The organism is Streptomyces sp. XH2 (assembly GCF_049725035.1).
GTDB classification, from domain to species: Bacteria; Actinomycetota; Actinomycetes; order Streptomycetales; family Streptomycetaceae; genus Streptomyces; species Streptomyces roseoverticillatus.
On record NZ_JBMMMZ010000015.1, the window covers coordinates 144,108 to 165,691 of the forward strand.

At 74.1% G+C, this 21,584-nt stretch carries 18 protein-coding genes; 9 read left to right on the plus strand and 9 right to left on the minus strand.

Translation table 11 applies throughout. From position 1 onward, the window contains the following. Positions 1-304 precede the first annotated feature (304 nt). Positions 305-1,501, plus strand: coding sequence for a MarP family serine protease (locus ACOTKD_RS29470; protein WP_424892027.1), 1,197 nt, complete (start codon positions 305-307; stop codon positions 1,499-1,501). A gap of 99 nt (positions 1,502-1,600) precedes the next feature. On the opposite strand, the gene ACOTKD_RS29475 is transcribed toward ACOTKD_RS29470, so the two are convergent. The 3 genes from ACOTKD_RS29475 to ACOTKD_RS29485 form a co-directional block, all read right to left on the minus strand. Beyond that, complete coding sequence (locus ACOTKD_RS29475) at positions 1,601-2,425, minus strand: HNH endonuclease family protein (RefSeq protein ID WP_424892028.1); 825 nt, start codon at positions 2,423-2,425, stop codon at positions 1,601-1,603. A gap of 173 nt (positions 2,426-2,598) precedes the next feature. Next, positions 2,599-3,747, minus strand: a complete 1,149-nt coding sequence (locus tag ACOTKD_RS29480) for a helix-turn-helix domain-containing protein (RefSeq protein WP_424892029.1) — start codon at positions 3,745-3,747, stop codon at positions 2,599-2,601. Positions 3,748-4,030: 283 nt separating this feature from the next. After that, positions 4,031-6,040, minus strand: a complete 2,010-nt coding sequence (locus ACOTKD_RS29485) for an MDR family MFS transporter (protein ID WP_424892030.1) — start codon at positions 6,038-6,040, stop codon at positions 4,031-4,033. Positions 6,041-6,237: 197 nt separating this feature from the next. Between ACOTKD_RS29485 and ACOTKD_RS29490 the strand changes: the two genes are divergently transcribed. The 4 genes from ACOTKD_RS29490 to ACOTKD_RS29505 all read left to right on the plus strand — a co-directional run bounded on the left by ACOTKD_RS29490 (position 6,238) and on the right by ACOTKD_RS29505 (position 10,292). Next, entirely contained in the window at positions 6,238-7,434 is a 1,197-nt protein-coding gene (locus ACOTKD_RS29490; RefSeq protein ID WP_424892031.1) for an energy-coupling factor ABC transporter permease, read from the plus strand. A gap of 1 nt (position 7,435) precedes the next feature. Next, positions 7,436-8,203 (plus strand): cobalt ECF transporter T component CbiQ, encoded by a 768-nt coding sequence (gene cbiQ, locus ACOTKD_RS29495; protein WP_424892032.1) that lies wholly within the window; start codon positions 7,436-7,438, stop codon positions 8,201-8,203. Continuing rightward, complete coding sequence (locus ACOTKD_RS29500) at positions 8,200-8,997, plus strand: energy-coupling factor ABC transporter ATP-binding protein (protein ID WP_424892033.1); 798 nt, start codon at positions 8,200-8,202, stop codon at positions 8,995-8,997. The genes cbiQ and ACOTKD_RS29500 overlap by 4 nt, the downstream gene beginning before the upstream one ends. 113 nt (positions 8,998-9,110) lie before the next feature. Beyond that, positions 9,111-10,292: a serine hydrolase domain-containing protein gene (locus tag ACOTKD_RS29505; protein ID WP_424892034.1), complete on the plus strand. Its 1,182-nt coding sequence runs from the start codon at positions 9,111-9,113 to the stop codon at positions 10,290-10,292. A 487-nt stretch (positions 10,293-10,779) separates the two neighbouring features. Here the strand turns inward: ACOTKD_RS29505 and ACOTKD_RS29510 are convergent, their stop codons facing one another. Beyond that, positions 10,780-11,190, minus strand: a complete 411-nt coding sequence (locus tag ACOTKD_RS29510) for a nuclear transport factor 2 family protein (protein WP_424892035.1) — start codon at positions 11,188-11,190, stop codon at positions 10,780-10,782. 52 nt (positions 11,191-11,242) lie between these two features. On the opposite strand from ACOTKD_RS29510, the gene ACOTKD_RS29515 reads away from it, so the two are divergent. Beyond that, positions 11,243-12,037 (plus strand): SDR family NAD(P)-dependent oxidoreductase, encoded by a 795-nt coding sequence (locus ACOTKD_RS29515; RefSeq protein WP_424892036.1) that lies wholly within the window; start codon positions 11,243-11,245, stop codon positions 12,035-12,037. A gap of 30 nt (positions 12,038-12,067) precedes the next feature. On the opposite strand, the gene ACOTKD_RS29520 is transcribed toward ACOTKD_RS29515, so the two are convergent. The 5 genes from ACOTKD_RS29520 to ACOTKD_RS29540 form a co-directional block, all read right to left on the minus strand. Beyond that, entirely contained in the window at positions 12,068-12,919 is an 852-nt protein-coding gene (locus ACOTKD_RS29520; protein WP_424892037.1) for an EamA family transporter, read from the minus strand. A 47-nt stretch (positions 12,920-12,966) separates the two neighbouring features. Beyond that, entirely contained in the window at positions 12,967-14,310 is a 1,344-nt protein-coding gene (locus tag ACOTKD_RS29525; RefSeq protein WP_424892038.1) for an acyltransferase family protein, read from the minus strand. 267 nt (positions 14,311-14,577) lie between these two features. Further along, entirely contained in the window at positions 14,578-16,224 is a 1,647-nt protein-coding gene (locus ACOTKD_RS29530) for a penicillin-binding transpeptidase domain-containing protein (protein WP_424892039.1), read from the minus strand. A 185-nt stretch (positions 16,225-16,409) separates the two neighbouring features. Beyond that, positions 16,410-18,170: a dolichyl-phosphate-mannose--protein mannosyltransferase gene (locus tag ACOTKD_RS29535; protein WP_424892040.1), complete on the minus strand. Its 1,761-nt coding sequence runs from the start codon at positions 18,168-18,170 to the stop codon at positions 16,410-16,412. Between the two features lie 37 nt (positions 18,171-18,207). Further along, positions 18,208-18,585, minus strand: a complete 378-nt coding sequence (locus tag ACOTKD_RS29540; protein WP_424892041.1) for a cupin domain-containing protein — start codon at positions 18,583-18,585, stop codon at positions 18,208-18,210. A gap of 414 nt (positions 18,586-18,999) precedes the next feature. Here ACOTKD_RS29540 and rsmI point away from each other — a divergent pair, with 414 nt between their 5' ends. The 3 genes from rsmI (at position 19,000) to ACOTKD_RS29555 (ending at position 21,554) form a co-directional block, all read left to right on the plus strand. Further along, a complete protein-coding gene (gene rsmI / locus ACOTKD_RS29545; protein ID WP_424892042.1) occupies positions 19,000-19,845 on the plus strand; it encodes a 16S rRNA (cytidine(1402)-2'-O)-methyltransferase in 846 nt (281 codons plus the stop codon). Between the two features lie 195 nt (positions 19,846-20,040). Beyond that, positions 20,041-20,586 carry a hypothetical protein gene (locus ACOTKD_RS29550; protein ID WP_424892043.1) on the plus strand — a complete coding sequence of 182 codons (546 nt, stop codon included), beginning with the start codon at positions 20,041-20,043 and terminating at the stop codon, positions 20,584-20,586. A 41-nt stretch (positions 20,587-20,627) separates the two neighbouring features. Further along, positions 20,628-21,554 carry a TatD family hydrolase gene (locus ACOTKD_RS29555; RefSeq protein ID WP_424892044.1) on the plus strand — a complete coding sequence of 309 codons (927 nt, stop codon included), beginning with the start codon at positions 20,628-20,630 and terminating at the stop codon, positions 21,552-21,554. Positions 21,555-21,584: the final 30 nt, after the last annotated feature.

The window sequence follows — 21,584 nt, forward strand, 5'->3', positions numbered from 1 at the left end:
GCGGGGGAGGGGCCCCTGACCCGCCCTTTCACCGTTTCCCCGGGGGCAAGCCCCCGGGCCCCCACCGGGGCCCGGGGCAGCGCCCCGCTTTTCTTCCGCCGCCGCGGCGCCCAGCCACAGCCGGCGCGCCCGGCGGTGCCGAACCGCGCGTAGTCGTACGTGCGCGCCCCGGCCGCAACGTGTCGTACGCCATGAATTCGCCCGGATGGGGAACCACCCCCCGCCATGCCGGCGTTTCTTGAAGTCCACGGGTCGACGACCCGCGGTCGCGGTCGGGGGCGCGCGCGAAGGAAAGGGCTCCACGTTGAACCTGCTCGATCTGCTGCTGTTGCTCGTCGTGCTCGGCTACGCCGTCTCCGGCTTCCGCCGGGGCCTCGTGGCGAGCGTCGTGCTGCTCGCCGGCTTCCTCGGCGGAGCCGTCCTCGGCGTGTGGGCCCTGCCGTTCGCCCTGGAGCCGTTCGAGGCGGGGACGGCCGCCGCGGCCGTGGTCGCCGTCCTCGTGGTCCTCGTCCCGGCCGGCATCGGGCACGCCCTGGCCGGCCGGCTCGCCTACGGCCTGCGCCGCAGGCTCACGTGGGCCCCGGTCCGGGGCGTGGACGGGATCGGCGGCGCCGCCGTGAACTCCCTGGCCGTGCTCCTCGTGGCCTGGGTCGCGGCGAGCGTGCTCGTCTCGGCGAACTCGCCGCTCCTGTCCCGTCAGATCAGGGACTCCACCCTCCTCGGGGCCGTGCAGAAGGCGATGCCGGAGCAGGCCCCCACCTGGTTCAGCCGCACCACGGACGCCCTGACCGGCGCGGGCTTCCCGCAGGTGTTCAACCCGTTCGAGAACGAGCCGGCGACGAGCGTCCCGGAGCCGTCCGGCGACACCGTCACGCCGGCCGCGAAGCGCGTCGCCCGCGAGAGCGTGGTCAAGGTCGAGGGCGTCTCCGACACGGGCGAGGGCCGCCGCGGCCAGGAGGGCAGCGGCTTCGTCTACGCCGCGCAGCACGTGATGACGAACGCCCACGTCGTGGCGGGGGTGCGGACCCCCACCGTGCGCGTCGGCGGCGTCGGCAAGGCGTACCAGGCGAAGGTCGTGCTCTTCGACCCGCGCACGGACGTCGCCGTCCTGGACGTCCCGGGCCTGCGGGCTCCCGTCCTGCCGTTCGACAAGGGCGCCAAGCGCGGCGACGCGGCGATCGTCGCGGGCTTCCCGGAGAACGGCGGCCTGGACATCCGCGCGGCCACGGTCGCCAATGAGATCCGCGCGAAGGGCCAGGACATCTACGGCGACGGCGTGACGACCCGCGAGGTGTACTCCGTGCGGTCCACGATCCGCCCGGGCAACTCGGGCGGCCCGCTCCTGACCCCCTCCGGGCGGGTCTACGGCGTCGTCTTCGCCCGCTCCACGTCCGACACGGGGACGGGCTACGTCCTGACGGCGGCGCAGGTCGCGGACGCCGCTCAGCGCGCGGCGACGGCGACGGCGCCGGTGAGCACGGGGAGCCGGGCGGCGCTGTAGCGGGGCGCGCCCCGCCACGGGGCCGGGGGCCCGGCCGGCGCCCCCCCCCCCGGCGGGCGGGGGCCCCGCCCGCCCCCCCGCCCCGAGGCCGTGCGGGGGTCAGGACTTGCAGCCGGACAGGACCTGCTGCAGCTTCTCCTTCTCCGCGGAGGTGACGGACAGCCCGTAGTAGTCCTTCACCCCGATCCACGCCTCGCTGTAGTTGCACTCGGCGCCGGCCACCGGCAGCCACCGGTCCGGGCCGTTGTCCATCTTGCGCCGGTTGGCCCAGGTGGACACGGCGATCAGCTGCGGCGCGGCGGTCAGGTCGTTGGCGAACTCCCGCCGCTTCCTGTCCGTCCAGTGGCGCGCCCCGGATCCCCACGCGTGCCGCAGCGGCACGATGTGGTCGATGTCGACGTGCGCCGGGTCGGCCATGTCCCGGTTGTCGTACTCGCTGTGCCAGCGGCCGCCGACGACCTTGCAGCGGCCTTCGAGCCTCACGGGGACGACGGACTGGAGCCTGAGGGCGGTCTCCCGCGTGGTGCACTGGTCGATGCCGTGCCGTACCCAGCAGGTGGAGCCGAAGTACTTGCGCTTGTAGCCCTTGCTGCTGAACGGCCTGACCTTCAGCTCGTCCAGCATGCGCACGGCTTCCTTGACGTCCGGGATGTGCCGGGGCCACTTCACGGGGAGGCTGCGGTGGTGCGGGGCCGGGCCCGTCGTGGTGTCGGTCTTGGGGGGTGCGTAGACGTCCCCCTCCTCCGCCGTGGCCCCTTCGCATTCGTTCTCGTCGTAGTCCACCGGGGCCCGGTGGAGTCCGGCCTGCGGTGTGGTGGGTTCGGGCGGCGGGGGAGTGGCCCGGGCCGCGTTACCGGGGAGGGCCGCCGGAAGGACGGCGGCGGCGGTGGCGAAGGCGATTCCCAGGCGTCTGAACCGGCGCATGACGCATCTCCTCGTGGCTGCTGCGGGTGCCGATGTGGCCGATGTAGCCGTCAGGAGAATTGACCAGGAGACCACCAAAACTGCATATATTATGACTAATTCACCCATCTGTGTAAGAGGGTGGTCGTACGAGGGCGGTCGCGCCCCCGGGCAGGGCCGCGCTCACGCCGCAGTCACGCCGCGATCTCCGCCATCAGCATCTGCAGCGTCCCGCACCACCTCTCCTCCGGCAGCGCGTCGAGCGCCGCCCGCGCACACTCCAGCCCGCCCTCGCGGTCACCCGAGCGGACGAGAGTGAGCCCCTTGTGCAGCTCCAGGTGCGTGACGAAGCGCGGCAGCCGTTCCGGGAGTTCGCACAGGGCCTCCTCCCGGGCCTTCGTGGCCTGCTTCTCGTCGCCCAGCCGCGCCGACAGCAGCGACAGGAAGCCGTTCATGCGCCAGGCCGGAATGCTGTAGTCGCTGAGCTGCGCCGACGGGTCGTACGCGGCGTCGAAGATCCGCCGCGCCCGGTCGGCGAGGCGCAGGGCCGCCTCCCGGTCGCCGCGCAGGGCCGCCGCGTACGCCTTGCCGAGCGCGGCGTGCAGCAGGCCCACGGACGGCTTGTCCGTGAGGGCGAGGGCCTGGTCGGCCAGCAGGTCGGCCAGCCCTGTGGCCGTGCCGCCGTAGCCGAGGGCGAGGGCGCCCCGGCCGCGCACCCACACCCGTACGCCCACGTCCCCCGAACGGTCAGCCGCCTCCGCGGCCGTCCGGAACCAGTGGATGCTCCGTGCGCACTCCTGCCGCGAGAACGTCGTCGCGTACATCGTCATCAGCCGGGCCGCCGCCGACCACATCGCCGGTTCGTCCAGCTGCTGCTGGACGACGACGAGGTCCTCGGCGACCCGCCGCTGGAGGTCGGCGGCCGGCGAGGACATGTAGTCGGTGCCGTACGCGGCCAGCCGCGCCTCCCAGTCGTCGGCCGAGGGGCCGCCGCCCAGCCGGGCGGCGAAGCCCAGGCCGAGGAGGTCGGAGGTGACGGCGGGGGCGAGCGCGGCGGCCGTCGCCGCGGGGGCCCGGCCGCCCGCGGCCCCGCCGGCCCGGACGCCTGCCCGGCCACCGGCGCGCCCGGCGTCCAGCGCGGCCCGCGGCACGTCGAACACCTCGGCGAGGGCGCGCAGGTAGAACGGTCCGGGCCGGACCTTGCCCCGCTCCCAGCCGCTCACGTACTCCCGGGTCAGCGCGGTGCCGCACGCTTCGTTGACCTCCGCCGCGAGCCGGCCCTGGCTCCATCCGCGCGCCGTGCGCAGCTCCCTGACAAGATCTCCGGTCTCCACGGGAGCCATCTAGCCATGCCTGCCCCTGAAGATGCCACTAGTGGATCATTCGCCTCCGTAAGAGGCTGGGGTCCCAAGCGGCTCGGACCGCGATGCGCCACGGGGGTGCGTGTCGGGGTCCGGCGCACGCGGTCGCGTGCGCGCCTCCAGGCCGGGCCACCGCCCCTGCACGGGCGACCCGCGGGAGCGGCCCCGGGGGGATCCCCCTTTCCCGGGGCCGCCACCTGCCCACCCACGGGCCTTCACCGCCTGTGCGGCGGCGGGGCCGTCACACCAGGATCACCGGGATCCGTCACACCGGGATCCGTTCCTCTTCCTCCTCCGCCTCCTCCAGCAGCCGGGCCGCCAGCGCGTCCAGCGCGCGGTCGAGCCGGGCCCGGTCCTCCGGGTCGCCCGCGTCCCAGTCACCCAGCCGGGCGGCCAGCCACGAGCGCCAGGTCGCCTCCAGCCGCTCGATCTCCGCCTCGCCCGTGGGCGTGAGCGTCAGCAGGTCGCCGTCCACCCGCGCGTACCCCGCCCCCGCCGTCCGTACGAACACCGGCTCCAGCGCCTCCGGCGGCATCCGGTGCGCGGCCGCCACCGAGGACAGCGTCGCCTCGCCGCGGACGCGCAGCCGCCAGTGGATCTGGCCCAGCGTCCACGCCTCCGCCGGATCGAGCGGACTGCCCGACTCCGCCAGCACCTGCCGGCCCACCGGCCCCCCGGCCTTGCGCATGACACTCGCCACCGCCCGCTCCAGCTGCCGCTCCGCCTCCGCCGAGTCCGGCGCCGCGAAGCCCTCGCCCATGTCGGCCGCCCCGGCCCGCGCGCTGTCGCGCAGCGGCACCTCCTTGAGGAACCACGCCGCGACGAAGCCCGCCAGCGCCACCGGCACGACCCACAGGAAGACGTAGTTCACGGTGTGCGCGTAGGCGTCGACGACCGGCCGGGCCTGCGCGGGCGGCAGCGCGGCCAGCCGCTGCGGGCTGATCACGGCGGACGGCGGCACGCCGGGCGAGCGCAGCAGCGCCTCCGCCAGCTCCGGCTTCAGCCGGCCCGCGTAGAGCGTGCCGAAGATGGCCGTGCCGAAGGAGCTGCCGAGTGTGCGGAAGAAGGTGACGCCGGAGGTGGCCGTGCCCAGCTCGTGGTACGGGACGGTGTTCTGCACGGCGATCGTCAGCACCTGCATGGCCAGCCCGATGCCGGCGCCCAGCACGAACATGTACAGGGACTCCAGCCACGCCCCCGTCGACGCGCCCATCGTCGACATCAGGTACAGCCCCAGCGCCATGACCGCCATGCCGGCGACGGGGAACCACCGGTAGCGGCCGGTGCGGCTGACGACGACGCCCGAGAGCATGGACGCGCCCAGCAGCCCGGCGACCATCGGCAGCGCCCGCACGCCCGACATCGTCGCCGACACCCCGTCCACGTACTGCAGGTACGTCGGCAGGTACGTGAGCGCGCCCAGCATCGCGAAGCCGACGATGAAGCTGAGGAGGGAGCAGACGGTGAAGACGGGGTTGCGGAAGAGGTGCATGGGGAGCATGGGCTCCTTCGCCCGCAGCTCCACCAGGACGAAGGCCGTCAGCAGGACGATCGCGCCCGCGAAGAGGCCGACGATGACCGCCGAGCTCCACGCGTACGTGTTGCCGCCCCACTCCAGGCCCAGGACGAGCGCGGAGGAGCCGGCCGCGACCAGGGCGATGCCCAGGTAGTCGATCACGGGCCGCACGGCCGAGCGGACGACGGGAATCGTACGGGCCGCCATGACGACCATGACGACGGCGACGGGCACGTTCACGTAGAAGCACCACCGCCACGTCGCGTGGTCGGTGAAGACGCCGCCCAGGGTCGGCCCGACGACCGTCGTCACGCCGAAGACCGCGCCCAGCGCGCCCTGGTACTTGCCGCGCTCGCGCAGCGGGATCACGTCCGCGATCAGCGCCATGGCGGTGACCATCAGCCCGCCGCCGCCCGCGCCCTGCACGGCGCGCGCCGCGATCAGCATCGCCATGGAGCCCGCGGCGCCCGCGAAGACCGAACCGGCCGTGAAGACCACCGCGCTGAGCTGGAAGACGACCTTCCGGCCGAAGAGGTCGCCGAACTTGCCGACGAGGACGGTCGCGACGGTCTCCGCCAGCAGGTACGCCGTGACCACCCAGGCCATGTGCCCGCCGCCGCCGAGGTCCGCGACGATCGTCGGCAGCGCGGTCGAGACGATCGTCTGGTCGAGGGCCGCGAGCAGCATGCCGAGCACGATCGTGACGAAGACCAGGTTCGTGCGGCGGCGGCTGAGCACGGGGGGTGCGGCCGTGGTCATACGCCCAGCGTGTGCGGCGGGTGCCGGGGCCGCCACCGGGGGAGGCGCGCGGAGGGGCGAGGGGCGCGCAGCCGCGTGACGCAAGCTCTTGCGAATGATTCGCAGAGAGCCCCTATCATCGAGCGGCCCGTTGCGGGCCGGGAAGCGCCGCGGGCCGGGAAGCGTCGCGGGCAGGAAGAGAAGCGAGGGGCGACGCCATGCACGTACCCGACGGATTCATCGACGCGCCGGTCTCCGCCGCCACGGCGGCCGTCGCCGCGGCGGCCGTCGCCGTGAGCCTGCGCGGCGCCCGGCGCGAACTGGACGACAAGGCCGCGCCCCTCGCCGGCCTCGTCGCGGCGTTCGTCTTCGCCGTCCAGATGCTGAACTTCCCCGTCGCGGCGGGCACCAGCGGGCACCTGCTGGGCGGCGCGCTCGCGGCGATACTCGTCGGCCCGTACACCGGAGTGCTCTGCATATCCGTCGTCCTGCTCATGCAGGGCGTCCTCTTCGCGGACGGCGGGCTCACCGCGCTCGGCGTCAACATCACCGACATGGGCATCGTCACGACGGTGGTCGCGTACGCGGTCTTCCGCCTGCTGCTGCGGCTGCTGCCGCGGGGCCGTACGGGCCTGAGCGCGGCGTCCTTCGTGGCGGCCTTCGTCTCCGTCCCGGCCGCGGCGGCCGCCTTCACCTTGATCTACGCGCTCGGCGGGACGACGGACGTCCCGGTGGGTCAGGTGTTCACGGCCATGACCGGCGTCCACGTCCTGATCGGCCTCGGCGAGGCGGCGATCACCGCACTGACGGTGACCGCGGTGGCAGCGGTCCGCCCGGACCTGGTGCACGGGGCGAGGGATCTTCTGAGGCCTCTGGAACTCCGCACGACCGCCGCAGCGACCCCCGCCGTGCCGGGGAGCCCGGCGATCTCCCCTCGCCGCGACGGCGATCAGCCTGAGCGGCGTGGCCCGGCGGTGCCGGACGGGCCGAGTGGGGACCGGCATCGCCGGACAGGGGCGCGGGAGCCGGGCGCCGTCGCGGCGGAAGGAGGCGCCCCGGGCGCCCCCCGCAGCGCCAAGCGGCTCTGGCTCGTCGGTGTCGCCGCCGCCCTCGTGTGCGCCGGCGGGCTCAGCTACTACGCCTCCGCCAGCCCCGACGGCCTCGAAAAGGTCGCCCACGACAAGGGCATCGACAGCAAGGAAGAAGCGCACGCCGCCAAGGACTCCCCCCTGGCCGACTACCAGGTCAAGGACGTCTCCGACGAGCGCCTCTCCGGCGGCCTGGCCGGAGTGATCGGCGTCGGCGCCACTCTGGCCGCCGGCACCGGCGTCTTCGTCGTCCTCCGCCGGAGGCGCAACGCTTCCGCCGAATCCGAATCCGAATCCGAATCCGAGTCCGAGACGGCAGCCACCTGACATGTCCTCCGGCCACGCCCACAAGCTCTACCGCCACGCCCGCACCCCCGTGCACTCCCTCCCCCCGCACTGCAAGATCGTGGCCGTCCTCGCGTTCGTCCTCACCGTCGTGGCGACCCCGCGCGAGGCGGTCTGGGCGTTCGCCCTGTACGCCCTGCTGATCGCCGCCGCGGCGGCCGCGGCCCGCATCCCCGCCGCGTTCCTCCTCCGGCGCCTGCTGATCGAGATCCCGTTCGTGGCGTTCGCGCTGCTCATGCCGTTCGTCGTGCCGGGCGAGCCCGTCCACCTCCCCGGCGGGCTGACGGTCAGCGAACCCGGCCTCTGGGGCGCCTGGAACGTCCTGGCCAAGGGCACCCTCGGCGTCGCCGCCTCCGTCGTGCTCGCCTCGACGACGGAGCTCCGCTCGCTGCTCCTCGGCCTGCAGCGCCTCCGCATGCCCCCGCTGCTCGTCCAGATCGCCTCGTTCATGATCCGCTACGGGGACGTGGTGACCGACGAGATGCGCCGCATGCGCATCGCCCGCGAGTCCCGCGGCTTCACCGCCCGCGGCGTGCGCCACTGGGGCGTGCTGGCCAAGTCCGCGGGCGCGCTGTTCATCCGCTCCTACGAGCGCGGCGAGCGCGTCCACCTGGCGATGGTCAGCCGGGGCTACACCGGCACGATGCCGGTGACCGACGACACGCCCGCGACCCGTACGCAGTGGACGTACGCCGCAGCACTGCCGCTGGCCGCACTCGCGGTCTGCCTGACCGGATGGACCCTGACATGACCGCAGCCGACCCCGACACGACCGCAGCCCCCACGCGGACGCCCTCCCTCGACGTGTCCGGCCTCGCCTACGCCTACCCCGACGGCCACCAGGCCCTCTTCGGCGTCGACCTGGAGGTCGCCCGCGGGGAGCGCGTCGCGCTGCTCGGCCCGAACGGCGCCGGCAAGACGACCCTCGTCCTCCACCTCAACGGCATCCTCGGCGGCGGCCTCGGCACGGTCCGCGTCGCGGGCCTGCCCGTCGAGAAGCGGAACCTCGCCGAGGTCCGCCGCCGCGTCGGCATCGTCTTCCAGGACCCCGACGACCAGCTGTTCATGCCGACCGTCCGCGAGGACGTCGCGTTCGGCCCGGCCGCGGCGGGCCTGCGCGGCGCTCCGCTTGCAGCATGCGTGGACAAGGCCCTCGCGCGGGTCGGCATGGCCGGCTACGCGGACCGCCCGCCGCACCACCTCTCCTTCGGGCAGCGCCGCCGCGTCGCCGTGGCGACCGTCCTCGCCATGGAGCCGGAGATCCTCGTCCTGGACGAGCCGTCCTCCAACCTCGACCCGGCCTCCCGCCGCGAGCTCGCGGACATCCTGCGCTCCCTGGACGTGACGGTCCTCATGGTCACGCACGACCTGCCGTACGCCCTGGAGCTCTGCGAGCGCTCCGTCGTCCTCAGCGAGGGCGTGATCACGGCCGACGGCCCGACCCGCGACCTGCTGTGTGACGAGAACCTCATGCGGGCGCACCGACTGGAGCTGCCGTTCGGCTTCGACCCGCGCACCGTACGGCCGAACACGGTGGGTGCTTAGCCGCGCGCGGCGCCGGGAGGTGACGGGTCCCTCCACCCCGGTCTACGCGCATTGACGAACACGTTGCACCATGGTGGAGGAATTTGCGGCAATCGGCACAGGAGCAGGCAACAGTGGTGGACGTCCAGGGCACGGTGACGGACGGTTTCGAACCGGTCCGGGACGCCTTCGCGGAGAACTTCGCCCGGCGCGGCGAGCGGGGCGCGGCGGTCGCCGTCTACCGCGACGGGCGCAAGGTCGTCGACCTGTGGGGCGGCGTGCGCGACGCCGACGGCGGCGAGGAGCCGTGGCAGCGCGGCACCGCGCAGATCGTCCGCTCCGCCACGAAGGGCGTCGCCGCGGCCGTCCTGCTGCTCCTGCACCAGCGCGGCCAGGTCGACCTGGACGCGCCCGTCGGCACGTACTGGCCCGAGTTCAAGGCCGCCGGCAAGGAACGCGTCCTCGTCCGGCACCTCCTCTCGCACCGCGCCGGCCTGCCCGCGCTCGACGCACCCCTGACCCCGGCGCAGGCGATCGACGGCGTCAGCGGCCCCGCGGCCGTCGCCGCCCAGGCCCCCGCGTGGGAGCCGGGCACGGCGCACGGCTACCACGCGCAGACGTACAGCTGGCTGCTCGGCGAACTCGTCGAGCGCATCACCGGCCGGTCCATCGGCCGCTGGATCGCCCAGGAGATAGCCGGGCCGCTCGGCCTGGACCTGTGGATCGGCCTGCCGGAGCCCGAGCAGGCGCGCCGGGCCGGCCGCATCGCGGACATCGAGGCGCCGGCCGCCGCCGCGCCCTCGGCGGGGCTGCGCGTCCGCCCCAAGCAGGCCGTCACGGACGCCTACGGCGACCCGGAGTCCCTGACCCGGCGCGCCTTCGCCGCGATCTCCCCGGCGGCGGACGAGAACGACCCGGCGTACCGCGCCGCCGAACTGCCCGCCTCGGCGGGCATCGCGACGGCGGACGCGCTCGCCCGCTTCTACGCCTCCCTCATCGGGGACGTGGACGGCGTGCGGCGCCTCTTCGCCCCCGCGACGCTGACGCTGGCCCGCACGGAGGAGTCCGCCGGCCCGGACAAGGTCCTCGTCGTCAACACCCGCTTCGGCCTCGGCTACATGCTCCACGGCCCGGCCTCCCCGCTCCTCGCCCCCGGCTCCTTCGGCCACCCGGGCCGCGGCGGCTCCCTGGCCTTCGCGGACCCGGAATCGGGCGTGTCCTTCGGCTACGTCACGAACGGCATGCAGAAGAACGTCACGGCGGACCCCCGGGCGCAGGCGCTGGTCCGCGCACTGTCCCGCTCGCTCAAGCAGTAGCCCACCCACCGGCCGCGCCCGGGGCCGCCCGGCCGCCGCGGGGGTCTGTTGCCGGACCCGTCAACGGGGATGGGCCAGGTCCCTCACCTGAGCCGGCTGACGCCCTCGGCCGTTCCCTCCCGCCGCGGCGGTGCTCAGCCCGCACGGAGGTGTCCGGCGGTGCCGGGCTCAGGGGCGAGGTGGTGTGGGCACCGCCGGTCTGTGCCGTGGTGGTTGTTCGCCGTGGCGGCGGGGGATGGTTGCCGGGCCCGGCAATGGGTGCGGGCCGGGGCACCATCTGAGCCGCCTGACGGCCTCGGCCAGTTCGTTCCGCCGCGGCGGTGCTCAGCCCGTACGGACGTGTCCGGTGGTGCCGGGCTCAGGGGCGAGGTGGTGCGGGCACCGCCGGTCTGTGCCGTGGTGGTTGTTCGCCGTGGCAGCGGAGGGATGGTTGCCGGGCTCCCCGGCAAGGGGAACGGGCCGGTGCCCCGCATCCCCGGCCGGGAGGTCAGACCGCGCGGGCGACCGCCAAGCTGTCCTCGTACAGATGAAACCGCGTCAGAAGACCGCCCTCGACGGTGAGACGGAGGGCGAACGGCGTCCGGAAGGGCAGCCCCGTGGCGCGGATCGTCGCGCGGAGGACGCCCGTCACCACCGCGTCGCACCCGTCCGCCAGGACCCCGTCGACGGCCGGCGAGCCGTCCGCCTGGGCCACGTTCTCCGCGAGCTCCCGGAAGTGCGCGGCGACATCGGCCCGCGTGGAGCGCGCCCGTACCCACGGCACGACCGCCGGATCGCCGACGATCATCCAGTCGACGGTCTCCGCGAACAGGTCCGCGATCCGCTCCGGATCGCCCTCGCCGAAGCGGGTCAGGAACAGCCGTACCGCACTGCGCGTGCTTTCGGATCCGTGGTCCACGTCGGTCCGGTCCTCTTTCCCTGTCGGCGGTGGATGCCTACGGTATCGGTCCATGCAGGCATCGCACCGTTTCGGCGGTTACGCCGCCCTCGTCACCGGCGCCGGCCGCGGCATCGGCGCCGCCACCGCGTACCGCCTCGCCGCGGAGGGCGCCCGCGTCCTCGTCACGGACATCGACGGCGACCGCGCCGAGCACACCGCGGCCCGCCTGCGCGCGGACGGCCTGACCGCCGAGGCGTACGCGTGCGACGTGGGCGACCGGGCGGCCGTCGAAGCGGCGGTGGCGCGCGCCGTCGAGCGGTTCGGCGGGCTGGACGTCCTGGTCAACAACGCGTACTCGTTCCACGCCGACCCCCCGCTCGTCGAGGACGTCACCGACGACGCCTGGTCGCGGGACCTGGACATCACCCTCACCGGCGCGTTCCGCTGCGTGCGGGCTGCCATGCCGCACCTGGCCGCCGCTCCGGACGGCCGCGGCGCCGTCGTCAGCGTCGGCTCCGTCAACGGCGAGCGGGACTACGGCGCCCACGCCTACAGCGCCGCCAAGGCCGGCCTCGCGGGCCTGACCCGCACCCTGGCCGGGCAGTGCGCGCCCCGCGGCGTACGGGTCAACCTCGTCGCCCCGGGCACGGTCCGCACGCCCGGCTGGGCCGACCGGCCGGACGCGCTGGAGCTGGCGGCCGGGCAGTACCCGCTGGGAAGGGTCGGCGAGCCGGAGGACATCGCGGCGGCCGTCGCCTTCCTCGCCTCGCGCGACGCCGCGTGGATCACGGGGGTGACCCTTCCCGTGGACGGCGGCATCCTCATCGGCAACGCGGACCTGAAACAGATCCTCAGAAGGCGGTGAACCGGGCCCGCCGAACGGCAGTCACCCCGCTCACCCCGCGTGCAGCATCATCCCGATCCCCGCGACCATCAGCCCCGCCGCCGCCACCCGCGGCGCCCCGAACCGCTCCTTGAAGAACACCGCCCCGATCGCCGCCCCCACCAGGATCGACGACTCCCGCAGCGCCGAGATGGGCGCGAGGTCCGCGCGCGTCTGCGCCCACAGCACCAGCCCGTACGCGGCCACGGACAGCACCCCGCCCAGCAGCCCCCGCACCGCGAACGGCCTGATCTGCGCCGCGAACCCGCCGCGCCGCGTGACCATCGCGTACACCGGGATCGGCGCCCCCTCCAGGATCATCAGCCACGCGATGTAGCCGAGCGGCGTCCCGGAGGCGCGGACGCCGAGGCCGTCCACGACCGTGTACGCGGCGATCGCGAGACCCGTCGCCGCGGCCGCGGCGATGGCCGCCCAGTGCGGCCGCGCCCCCGAGCCGCGGATCCCCCAGAGCGCGAGCCCGACCAGCCCGGCCGAGGCCACGAGGACGCCCGCGGCCTGCCAGCCGCCGGGCGTCTCGCCGGCGAAGACGGCGGCCAGGACGGTGACCGCGAGCGGGGCCGTGCCGCGGGCGATCGGGTACATCTGCCCGAAGTCGCCGAGCGTGAACGACCGCATGAGCAGCATCTGGTAGACGATGTGCAGGACCGCGGAGCCCAGCAGGTACGGCCAGGCCGCGCCCGCCGGCAGGGGGACGAAGCCCGCCGCCGCCACCCCGCACAGCGCCCCGCCGCCCCCGACGAGGGTGAAGGCGAGGAGCTGGTCCTTGATGCCGTGCGCGACGGCGTTCCAACTGGCGTGCGTGATGGCGGCTATGAGGACGGCCGTGGCGACCAAAGGGGTCATGGACCAGGACGCTAACCCCGTACGGACGGGACACGCGATGTCGCGGATCACACGGGCCGGACGGGCCTCCCCGCCGTCTCCACGAGCAGCCAGCCCGCCGCGCACATGAGGACGGTCACGGGGGCGGTGACGCGTACCGCGACGAGCACCGCGGAGTGCCCCTCCAGGAGCCCGGCGAAGCCCACCATGGACAGCCCGAGCACGCCGAGGAGGGCGAGCGTGACGCCGAGCGCGGCGGCGGGCGCGGCGCCGCGGCGGGCTGCGGCCGTCCCCGCCGGGGCGGGTGCCGGCGGCTGCTCGGCCCTGCGGAAGACCGCGACGAGGAGCGCGGTGACGGCCGCCGCGGCCGCGATGCGGAGCGGGACCTGCAGCCACCAGGCCGCGCCCGCGGGCGCGGGCAGGGACACGTGCGCCGCGAGCATCGCCCCGTACACGCCCAGCATCGCCGTGAGGTGCCACAGGAACGCCGTCATCGCGACGCCGTTCGCGGCGACGACCGTGCGCCAGACGCGGGGGCGGGCCACCGCGCGGGCCATGGGGCCGCGCAGCAGCTCGACCGCGCCGATCAGCCACATGCCGTGGCAGAGCAGGGCGGCGGTGGGCGGCGCCATGTTGCTGATCTTCTCGCCCGGCATGCCCACCATGGACAGCGGGTACGGGCCGAGGGCCACGAGGGCGACGGCTCCGGCGAGACCGGCCCCGGCGAGGACCGCGGGCCGGCGCAGGCGGCCGTCCGCGCGGAGGAAACCCAGCTGGTGGACCGCCAGCCAGACGAAGGCGAAGTTGAGGAACTCCACGTACGGGACGCCGGCCGCGAAGCGCAGCACGTCGACGGCCGCCGCCGCGGCCGCCAGGGCGGCGAACGCGCCCCAGCCGTAGCGCTCGTGGAGGCGCAGGAGCGGCGGGGTGAAGGCCACCATGGCCAGGTAGATGCCGATGAACCAGAGCGGCTGGGCGACGAGCCGGGCCGCGACGTCCGTCAGGGCGCCGTTCCCGCCGGCCAGTTGCACGGCGAGCGCGCCCGCGCCCCACACGGAGACGAACAGCATCGTGGGGCGGAGGAGACGCTGGAGGCGGGCGCGGAGGAACAGCGCGTAGGCGGGGGCGCCGGTGCGGCGGGTGAGCGAGCGGTACGACAGGGCGTGCGAGAAGCCGCCGACGAAGAAGAACACCGGCATGACCTGCAGGAACCAGGTCAGCAGCTGCAGCTTCGGCTCGACCGCGAGCAGGTTGCCGACGGCGGGGCGGTCGTCGTCCACGGTGACGGCGGCCATGAGCCAGTGCCCGAACACGACGGTCCCGAGGGACGCCACGCGCAACAGATCGATGACGCGATCCCGCGCCCCCGGCGTCGCCGCGGCCATCTCCCGCGCGCTCATCTTGATTCCCATGCGCGCCACGATCGCCGCCGGGCCGGGCGGACGACCACCGCCGGGGTACTCAGATCGCATCTGAGTACGCGGCCCGGGGCCCGCGCCCTCACTACCGGATGCCCGGCACCCCCCGCCGCCGGGGCCGGGCAACACACCCCCATCGCCGGGGCCCGGCAACCACCCCCCGCCGCCCCGGCGATCAGCCCCCGCGGCGCGCCCCGGCGGTGCCGAACCGGCCTGGCGTCGTATGGGCTGCGCCGACCAGGCCCGCGCGGGCCGGCGTCGTCAAGACGCCCGCAGGACCGACGCCACGATCGGGCCCGCCGAGTCGCCGCCGTGGCCGCCCTGAGGGACGACCGCCGCCGCGGCGACGTCGCCGCGGTACGCGGTGAACCAGCCGTTCGGCTTGGGCTGGCCGTCGACCTCCGCGGAGCCGGTCTTCGCGCCGGTGTCGGGCCCGAGCCCGGACATCGCCCGGGCGCCCGTGCCCGCCGTGGCGGTGAGGTGCATCATCCCCCGCAGCTGTTCGGCGACCCCGCCCGGCAGGGCCCTCGGCGCCCGCGTGAGCTCCCGGCCGTCGAGCGACGGGTCGACGACGTAGGGCTGGTGGAAGGAGCCGGCCCGTACCGTCGCGGCCATGGAGGCGACGTTGAGCGCGGACATCTGCACCTTGCCCTGCCCGATCATCGCCGCCGCCTTGCCCGCCCCGGACTCGGCGGGCACGCTGCCGTCGAACGTCGCGACGCCGGTCTTCCACTCCAGGCCGAGCCCGAAGACGTCCCGCGCCTCCGCGGCGAGCGCGCCGTCACCGACCTGCCCGGCCAGCGAGATGAAGGCGGTGTTGCAGGAGGCGGCGAAGTCCTGGGCGAAGGTCGCGCCGGGGTTCTCGCTCTCCTCCACGTTGTGGAAGCGCATCCCGTACGTGGCGTACTTCGGGCACGGCAGCGGCTTGCCGGGGGAGGCCTTGCCGGCTTCCAGGAGCATCGCCGACGTGATGATCTTCATGGTGGAGCCGGGCGCGGTCTGCCCCATGAGCGCGGTGTTGAACTCGGTCTTCTTGGAGTTGGCGACGGCGAGGATCTCACCCGTACTGGCCTTGAGGGCGACGACGGACGCGTCGTCGCGGAGGTTCACGGCCGCCTCGGCCGCCCGCTGGACCCCGGCGTCGAGCGTGGTCTTCAGCTGGGCGGGCTTGCCCTTGGAGACGACGTGCAGCGTCTTGGGGGCGGCGGCGCCGGCCCCGTCGGCGGCGCCCCCGGCCGCACCCTCCGGCACGGCCTGCACCTCCACCCCCGGCGCGCCGCCCGCCTTCTCCCCGAACCGCTTGCGCAGCTGCGGCAGGACGGAGGCGAGCGAGGGGTAGTCCTTGGCGTCGAGCTTCGCGCCGTTGCGGTCGAGCGCGTCGACCTGGGGCGGCGCCCCCGCCGTGGTCCGCAGGGTCTCGCCGCGCCCGAGCTGCGGGTGGACGACGGCGGGCTGCCAGTCGACGAGCGCGGCGCCGGTGCTGCGGCCGCGGACGACGTCGAGCGAGGAGTCGTACGTCCAGGTCGAGCGCTGCGATCCGTAGGAGACCTCGGCGCTCACGGAGAACGGCACCTTGGCGCCCTGGGGCGTGCCCGGCTTGAGGGACACCTTCTCCACGTGGGCGGCCTCGCGGTAGCCGCTGAGGGCGGCGCTCGCGGCGCCGGAGTTGTCGGTGAGGCCGGCGGCCTTGGCCGTGTCGCCGGATTCCCAGGCGGCGAGGAAGTCGTGCGCGGTCTTCTTGATCTCGCCCGCCGTCGGCGGCCCGGTTCTCAGCGGGGCGGGTTCCCCGTGCGCGCCTGTCGAGCCGTCACCCGCCACGGCGTCCACCAGGTTGTACGCGCCGAGGCCGGCCGCCCCCACGACCGCCGCCGCCACGACGCCGATCGCGATCTTCGCGCCCTTGTGCATGTGTGTGTTCCCCCTCCAGGCCCGGTCCGGGCCTCCCCGCCCCAACCGGTTTAATCATCCGATTAAAACCTCTGTGTGGGCACTGTACGGGAAGGCCGGGGCGCGCAAGGGGGCTATGGCCGGAACCGATCCTTCAGGGTTATTGAACCCATCCCTCAAGGTTATTGAGCTTTCGTCAGATCGACTCAGATCCAGGAGTCGAACCACATGCGGTTCCGCCACGCCTCTATGGGGATCGCATGCCCGGTGTAGATCGGCCAGAAGTAGATGAAGTTCCACGCGATCAGCAGCACCAGCGTGCCCGCGCCGACCGCGCCCGCCACCCGCCGCCGCTCCGAGGACCCCGGCGGCCCCAGGACCGCGCCGATCATCATGGCCAGCGCCAGGCACAGGAACGGCAGGAACACCACCGCGTAGAAGACGAAGATGGTGCGCTCCTGCCACAGGAACCACGGCAGATAACCGGCCGCGACCCCGCACAGCACCGCGCCCGCCCGCCAGTCGCGCCGCAGCGCCCACCGGTAGAGCAGGTACGCCAGCGCGAAGGACGCCGCCCACCACAGCAGCGGAGTGCCCAGCGCGAGCACCTCGCGCGCGCACTTGTCCGCCGCGTCCACCGGGCAGCCGTCCTCGCCCGGCTTCGGCGACTCGTAGAAGTACGAGACCGGGCGCGCCTGGACGAGCCAGCTCCACGGGTTGGACTGGTACGTGTGCGGCGAGGAGAGCGTGGTGTTGAAGTCCCACACCTCCTGCTCGTACTTCCACAGGCTGCGCAGCGGGTTGAGGACCCCGGCGAGGAAGCCGTCCGTGCCGTAGCCGCCGTCGTTCTCGGCCCAGTGCCGGTAGTAGCCGCTGTGCTGCCAGCCGTTCTTCTCGCTGTACGTGCCGCTGTTCGCGAACCAGCCGGTCCACGACGCCAGATAGACCGCGACCGCCACCGGCACCGTCGACAGGAACGCCCACGGCACGTCGCGGCGCAGCGCCGCGACGTACGGGCGGCGCGCGCCCGCCGTCCGCCGGGCCGCCGCGTCCCACAGGACGATCATCAGGCCGAACGCGGCCAGGAACACCACGCCGTTCCACTTCGTGGCACAAGCCAGGCCCAGGAACACGCCCGCCGCGATCCGCCACGGGCGCAGGCCCAGGCGCAGGCCGTCGCCGACGGCGTCGTCGGGGCGCGCCACGCCGTCCGCGCCGACCGGCAGCGCGGCGGCCAGCCGGGCCCGCGCCCGGTCCCGGTCGGCCAGGACGCAGCCGAACGCGGCCAGCACGAAGAACATCAGCACCGAGTCGAGCAGCGACGTGCGGCTCATGACGAAGTGCAGGCCGTCCACGGCCATCAGGGCGCCCGCGAGGCAGCCGAGGAACGTGGAGCGGAAGAGACGGCGGCCGATGCGGCACAGCATCAGGACGCTCAGGGTGCCCAGCAGCGCCACCATGAAGCGCCAGCCGACGGGGTTCAGCCCGAAGAGCCACTCGCCGAGGCCGATGACCCACTTGCCGACCGGCGGGTGCACCACGTAGCCCGGGAGGTCCGGGACGTCGGACCAGCCCCCGATGACCTTGTCGTTGATGTCGTCCGGCCACTTCGCCTCGTAGCCGTACTTCCACAGCGCCCACGCGTCCTTGGCGTAGTACGTCTCGTCGAATATGACGGCCTTGGGGCTGCCCAGGTGCCAGAAGCGGAGGAGACCGGCGAAGAGGGTGACGAGCAGCGGGCCCGTCCAGCCCGACCAGCGGGCGAGCCGCTGTGCGGCCTCCGCCCGCACGCCCAGCAGTGACCACACGCGCGTCCCCGGCTCCGGGAACGGGGGGACGAGCCGCTCCCGCACGTCCGGCTGCGGCTTGGCCGCGTAGCCGAAACGGCGGAGTCTGAGCTGCCACGGTGGCGGTTGCTCGGCTGCCGTCCGGCCTTGCGAGGCGTGCGTCGCGGTGTCACTGGTCACCGCGCCATCGTAGGGAACCGGCCTGTGACTCGGCGGATCACCGCCCGGGCATGTTCGCCTGCATCGCCGCTTCCACGACGCGGAGCTCCGCCGTGGGGCTGAACTGGACGACCTCGCTCCCCGCGGCGGCGAAGGGCACGTGCCCGCGGGGCAGGTAGAACGCGTCCCCCTCCTCGAAGACCTCCTCACGGTCCCCGTCGTCCGGGAACCGGTAGGCCAGGCGGCCCTTGAGGACGTAGCCCCAGTGCGGGCAGCTGCAGGCGCCGCCGGGGAGGCCCCGGAAGAGGGCGGCGCCGTCGACGTCCTCGGTGAAGGTCACGAAGTCGACGGTGTACCCGTCCACGTCCTCGTGCCGGTCGACGACGGGTCCGCGCGTGCTGATCTGCGCGGCGCTGTCCCTGGAAACCTTGGGCATGACGACCCCACCTCTCTACGTACCGCCCCCGGCCCTTCCCAGGGTCCGCCTCCGCGGCCCGGGGGGCACGCGGTGAGCCGGGCGGCGATCTCCCGCCGCGATGGTGCGCAGTCCCTGCCGGGGTGTCCGGCGGTGCCGTGCCGGCCGATGCGGGGGCTTGTCCGGCATCGCCGGGTGCCGCTGTGGTGGCTGGTCGCCGTTGCGGCGGCTTTTTCTTGCCTGCGGCAAGGAAGGGGGCACCCGCTTGCCGCGGGCAAGGAGGCCGGCGCGGGCTTTACCCGGCGCCCTGTGGCTGGGCATGCCCTCTTGCCGGCAGGCAGGAAAAGCCCGCCGCGACGGCGCGCAACCCCCACCGGAGGTGCCCCGCGGTGCCGCGCCCGCCGCGAGGCGCCCCGCGCCTGGGAGGATGGACGCGTGACTGGAACGCTCGTACTTGCTGGTACTCCCATCGGGGACGTCGAAGACGCCCCGCCCCGCCTCGCCGCCGAGCTCGCCGCCGCCGAGGTGATCGCCGCGGAGGACACGCGCCGGCTGCGCAGGCTGACCCAGGCGCTGGGCGTGCACACGACCGGCCGGGTCGTGTCGTACTTCGAGGGGAACGAGTCGGCCCGCACCCCCGAACTGGTGGAGGCGCTCACGAACGGCGCCCGCGTCCTGCTGGTCACCGACGCCGGCATGCCCTCCGTCTCCGACCCGGGCTACCGCCTGGTCGCCGCCGCGGTGGAGCGGGACATCAAGGTGACGGCCGTGCCGGGCCCGTCCGCCGTGCTGACGGCGCTGGCCGTGAGCGGCCTGCCCGTGGACCGCTTCTGCTTCGAGGGCTTCCTGCCCCGCAAGGCCGGCGAGCGCCTCGCCCGCCTCCGCGACGTGGCCGCCGAGCGCCGCACGCTCGTCTACTTCGAGGCCCCGCACCGCCTGGACGACACCCTCGCCGCGATGGCGGAGGCCTTCGGGGCGGACCGCCGCGCCGCGGTCTGCCGCGAGCTGACGAAGACCTACGAGGAGGTCAAGCGGGGCCCGCTGAAGGACCTCGCGGCCTGGGCGGCCGAGGGCGTGCGCGGCGAGATCACGATCGTCGTGGAGGGCGCCCCCGAGCCCGGCCCCGAGGATCTGGACGCCGAGGAGCTCGTGCGCCGTGTGAGGGCGCGCGAGGAGGCCGGCGAGCGCCGCAAGGAGGCCATCGCGGCCGTGGCTGCGGAAGCAGGCCTACCCAAGCGCGAGGTCTTCGATGCCGTCGTGGCAGCAAAGAATGCGCCATAACAGGGCCCATCGGAGAGTAAAGGGATAATCTGAAAAGCAAAGCTTAGGCCTGGCAGCCTGGGACTTTGGGCAGGTCGACGCCAAGTTTGCCCCAATTCGGGGGATAGGCTGCTGCGCCATCGCCGGGATGGGCGTTCCCTGGATGTGGGACGTCCGGTCCCGGAGAGACTTGTCCTCAGGACAAGAGGAGCTGCCATGAGCGAGATCGCAGGAACCTCGAACGGTGTCCACTCGATAGCCGGCGCGCAGCCGGTCCCCGAGCGCAGCACATTCGCCGCCGCCGCACCTCCGACCGTGCTGGAGACGGAGACGGCACACGAGTCGTACTCGTTCGCCTGCATGCGGTGCGGCCACGGCTGGGAGCAGTCGTACGAGATCAAGCACCACACGGACGCCGAGGGTCGGCCCTTCGTCATCTACTACGCGGACGGCGAGCGCGTGCCGTCCCCGCTGACCCGCCCCACCTGCGTGAACTGCGGCGAGCACGTCGTGCGCATCATGCGGTCCGGCCGCGTCTCGCTGATCGCGGACGTCCTGCACCGCCCCGCCCACGAGGTCCCGGCCACCCAGCAGGCCCCCGCGGGCCCGCTCCACGCCGGCGGCCCCGAGCCCTGGCACCGGCTCCCGCGTGCCGAGCGCGCCGAGAAGGCCGAGCACCCCGAGGAGGCCGGGCAGGAACACCACTGGCACCTCTCGGACCTCCTCCACCCGGTCCGGGCGTACCGCGAGCACCACCGCTGACGGTCACGTGACGGTCACGGGCGCTGCCTAGAATCGCTCGCATGGCGGCAACAACATCGAACGCATCGAACGGCAGTGGCAGGACCGGCAGCGGCAAGACCGACAAGGACGCCCCACCGCCGCTCCCGGCCCCGCTCGGCGTTCCCGTTGCCGACTCGCACACCCACTTGGACATGCAGGGTGACACCCCTGTCGCCGAGGCCCTGGCCAAGGCCGCGTCCGTCGGCGTGACGACGGTCGTCCAGGTGGGGTGCGACGTGGCCGGATCCCGCTGGGCGGCGGAGACGGCTGCCGCGCACGAGGCCGTCTGGGCCGCGGTGGCCCTGCACCCCAACGAAGCGCCCCGCATCGTCCACGGCGACCCGGACGGCTGGTCGCGCCAGGGCGCCCGCCCCGGCGGCGGCCGGGAGGCCCTCGACGCCGCGCTCGCCGAGATCGACAGCCTGGCCGCACTCCCGCAGGTCAAGGGCGTCGGCGAGACCGGCCTGGACTTCTTCCGCACCGGCCCGGAGGGCATGGAGGCGCAGGAGTACTCCTTCCGCCGCCACATCGACATCGCCAAGCGCCACGGCAAGGCCCTGGTCATCCACGACCGCGAGGCCCACGCCGACGTCCTGCGCGTCCTCGACGAGGAGGGCGCGCCCGACGCGGTCGTCTTCCACTGCTACTCCGGCGACGCCGCGATGGCGAAGGTCTGCGCCGACAACGGCTACTACATGTCGTTCGCCGGCAACGTCACCTTCAAGAACGCCCAGCCGCTGCGCGACGCCCTCGCCGTCGCCCCCCTCGACCTGATCCTCGTCGAGACCGACGCGCCCTTCCTGACCCCCGCCCCCTATCGCGGACGGCCCAACGCGCCGTACCTCATTCCGGTCACGTTGCGCGCCATGGCGGGCTACAAGGAGATCCACGAGGACGCGCTCGCCGAGGCCGTCGCGGCGAACACGGCGCGGGCTTTCGGCTACTGAATCCGGACTGAATCCGGCTGCCGGGCGGCT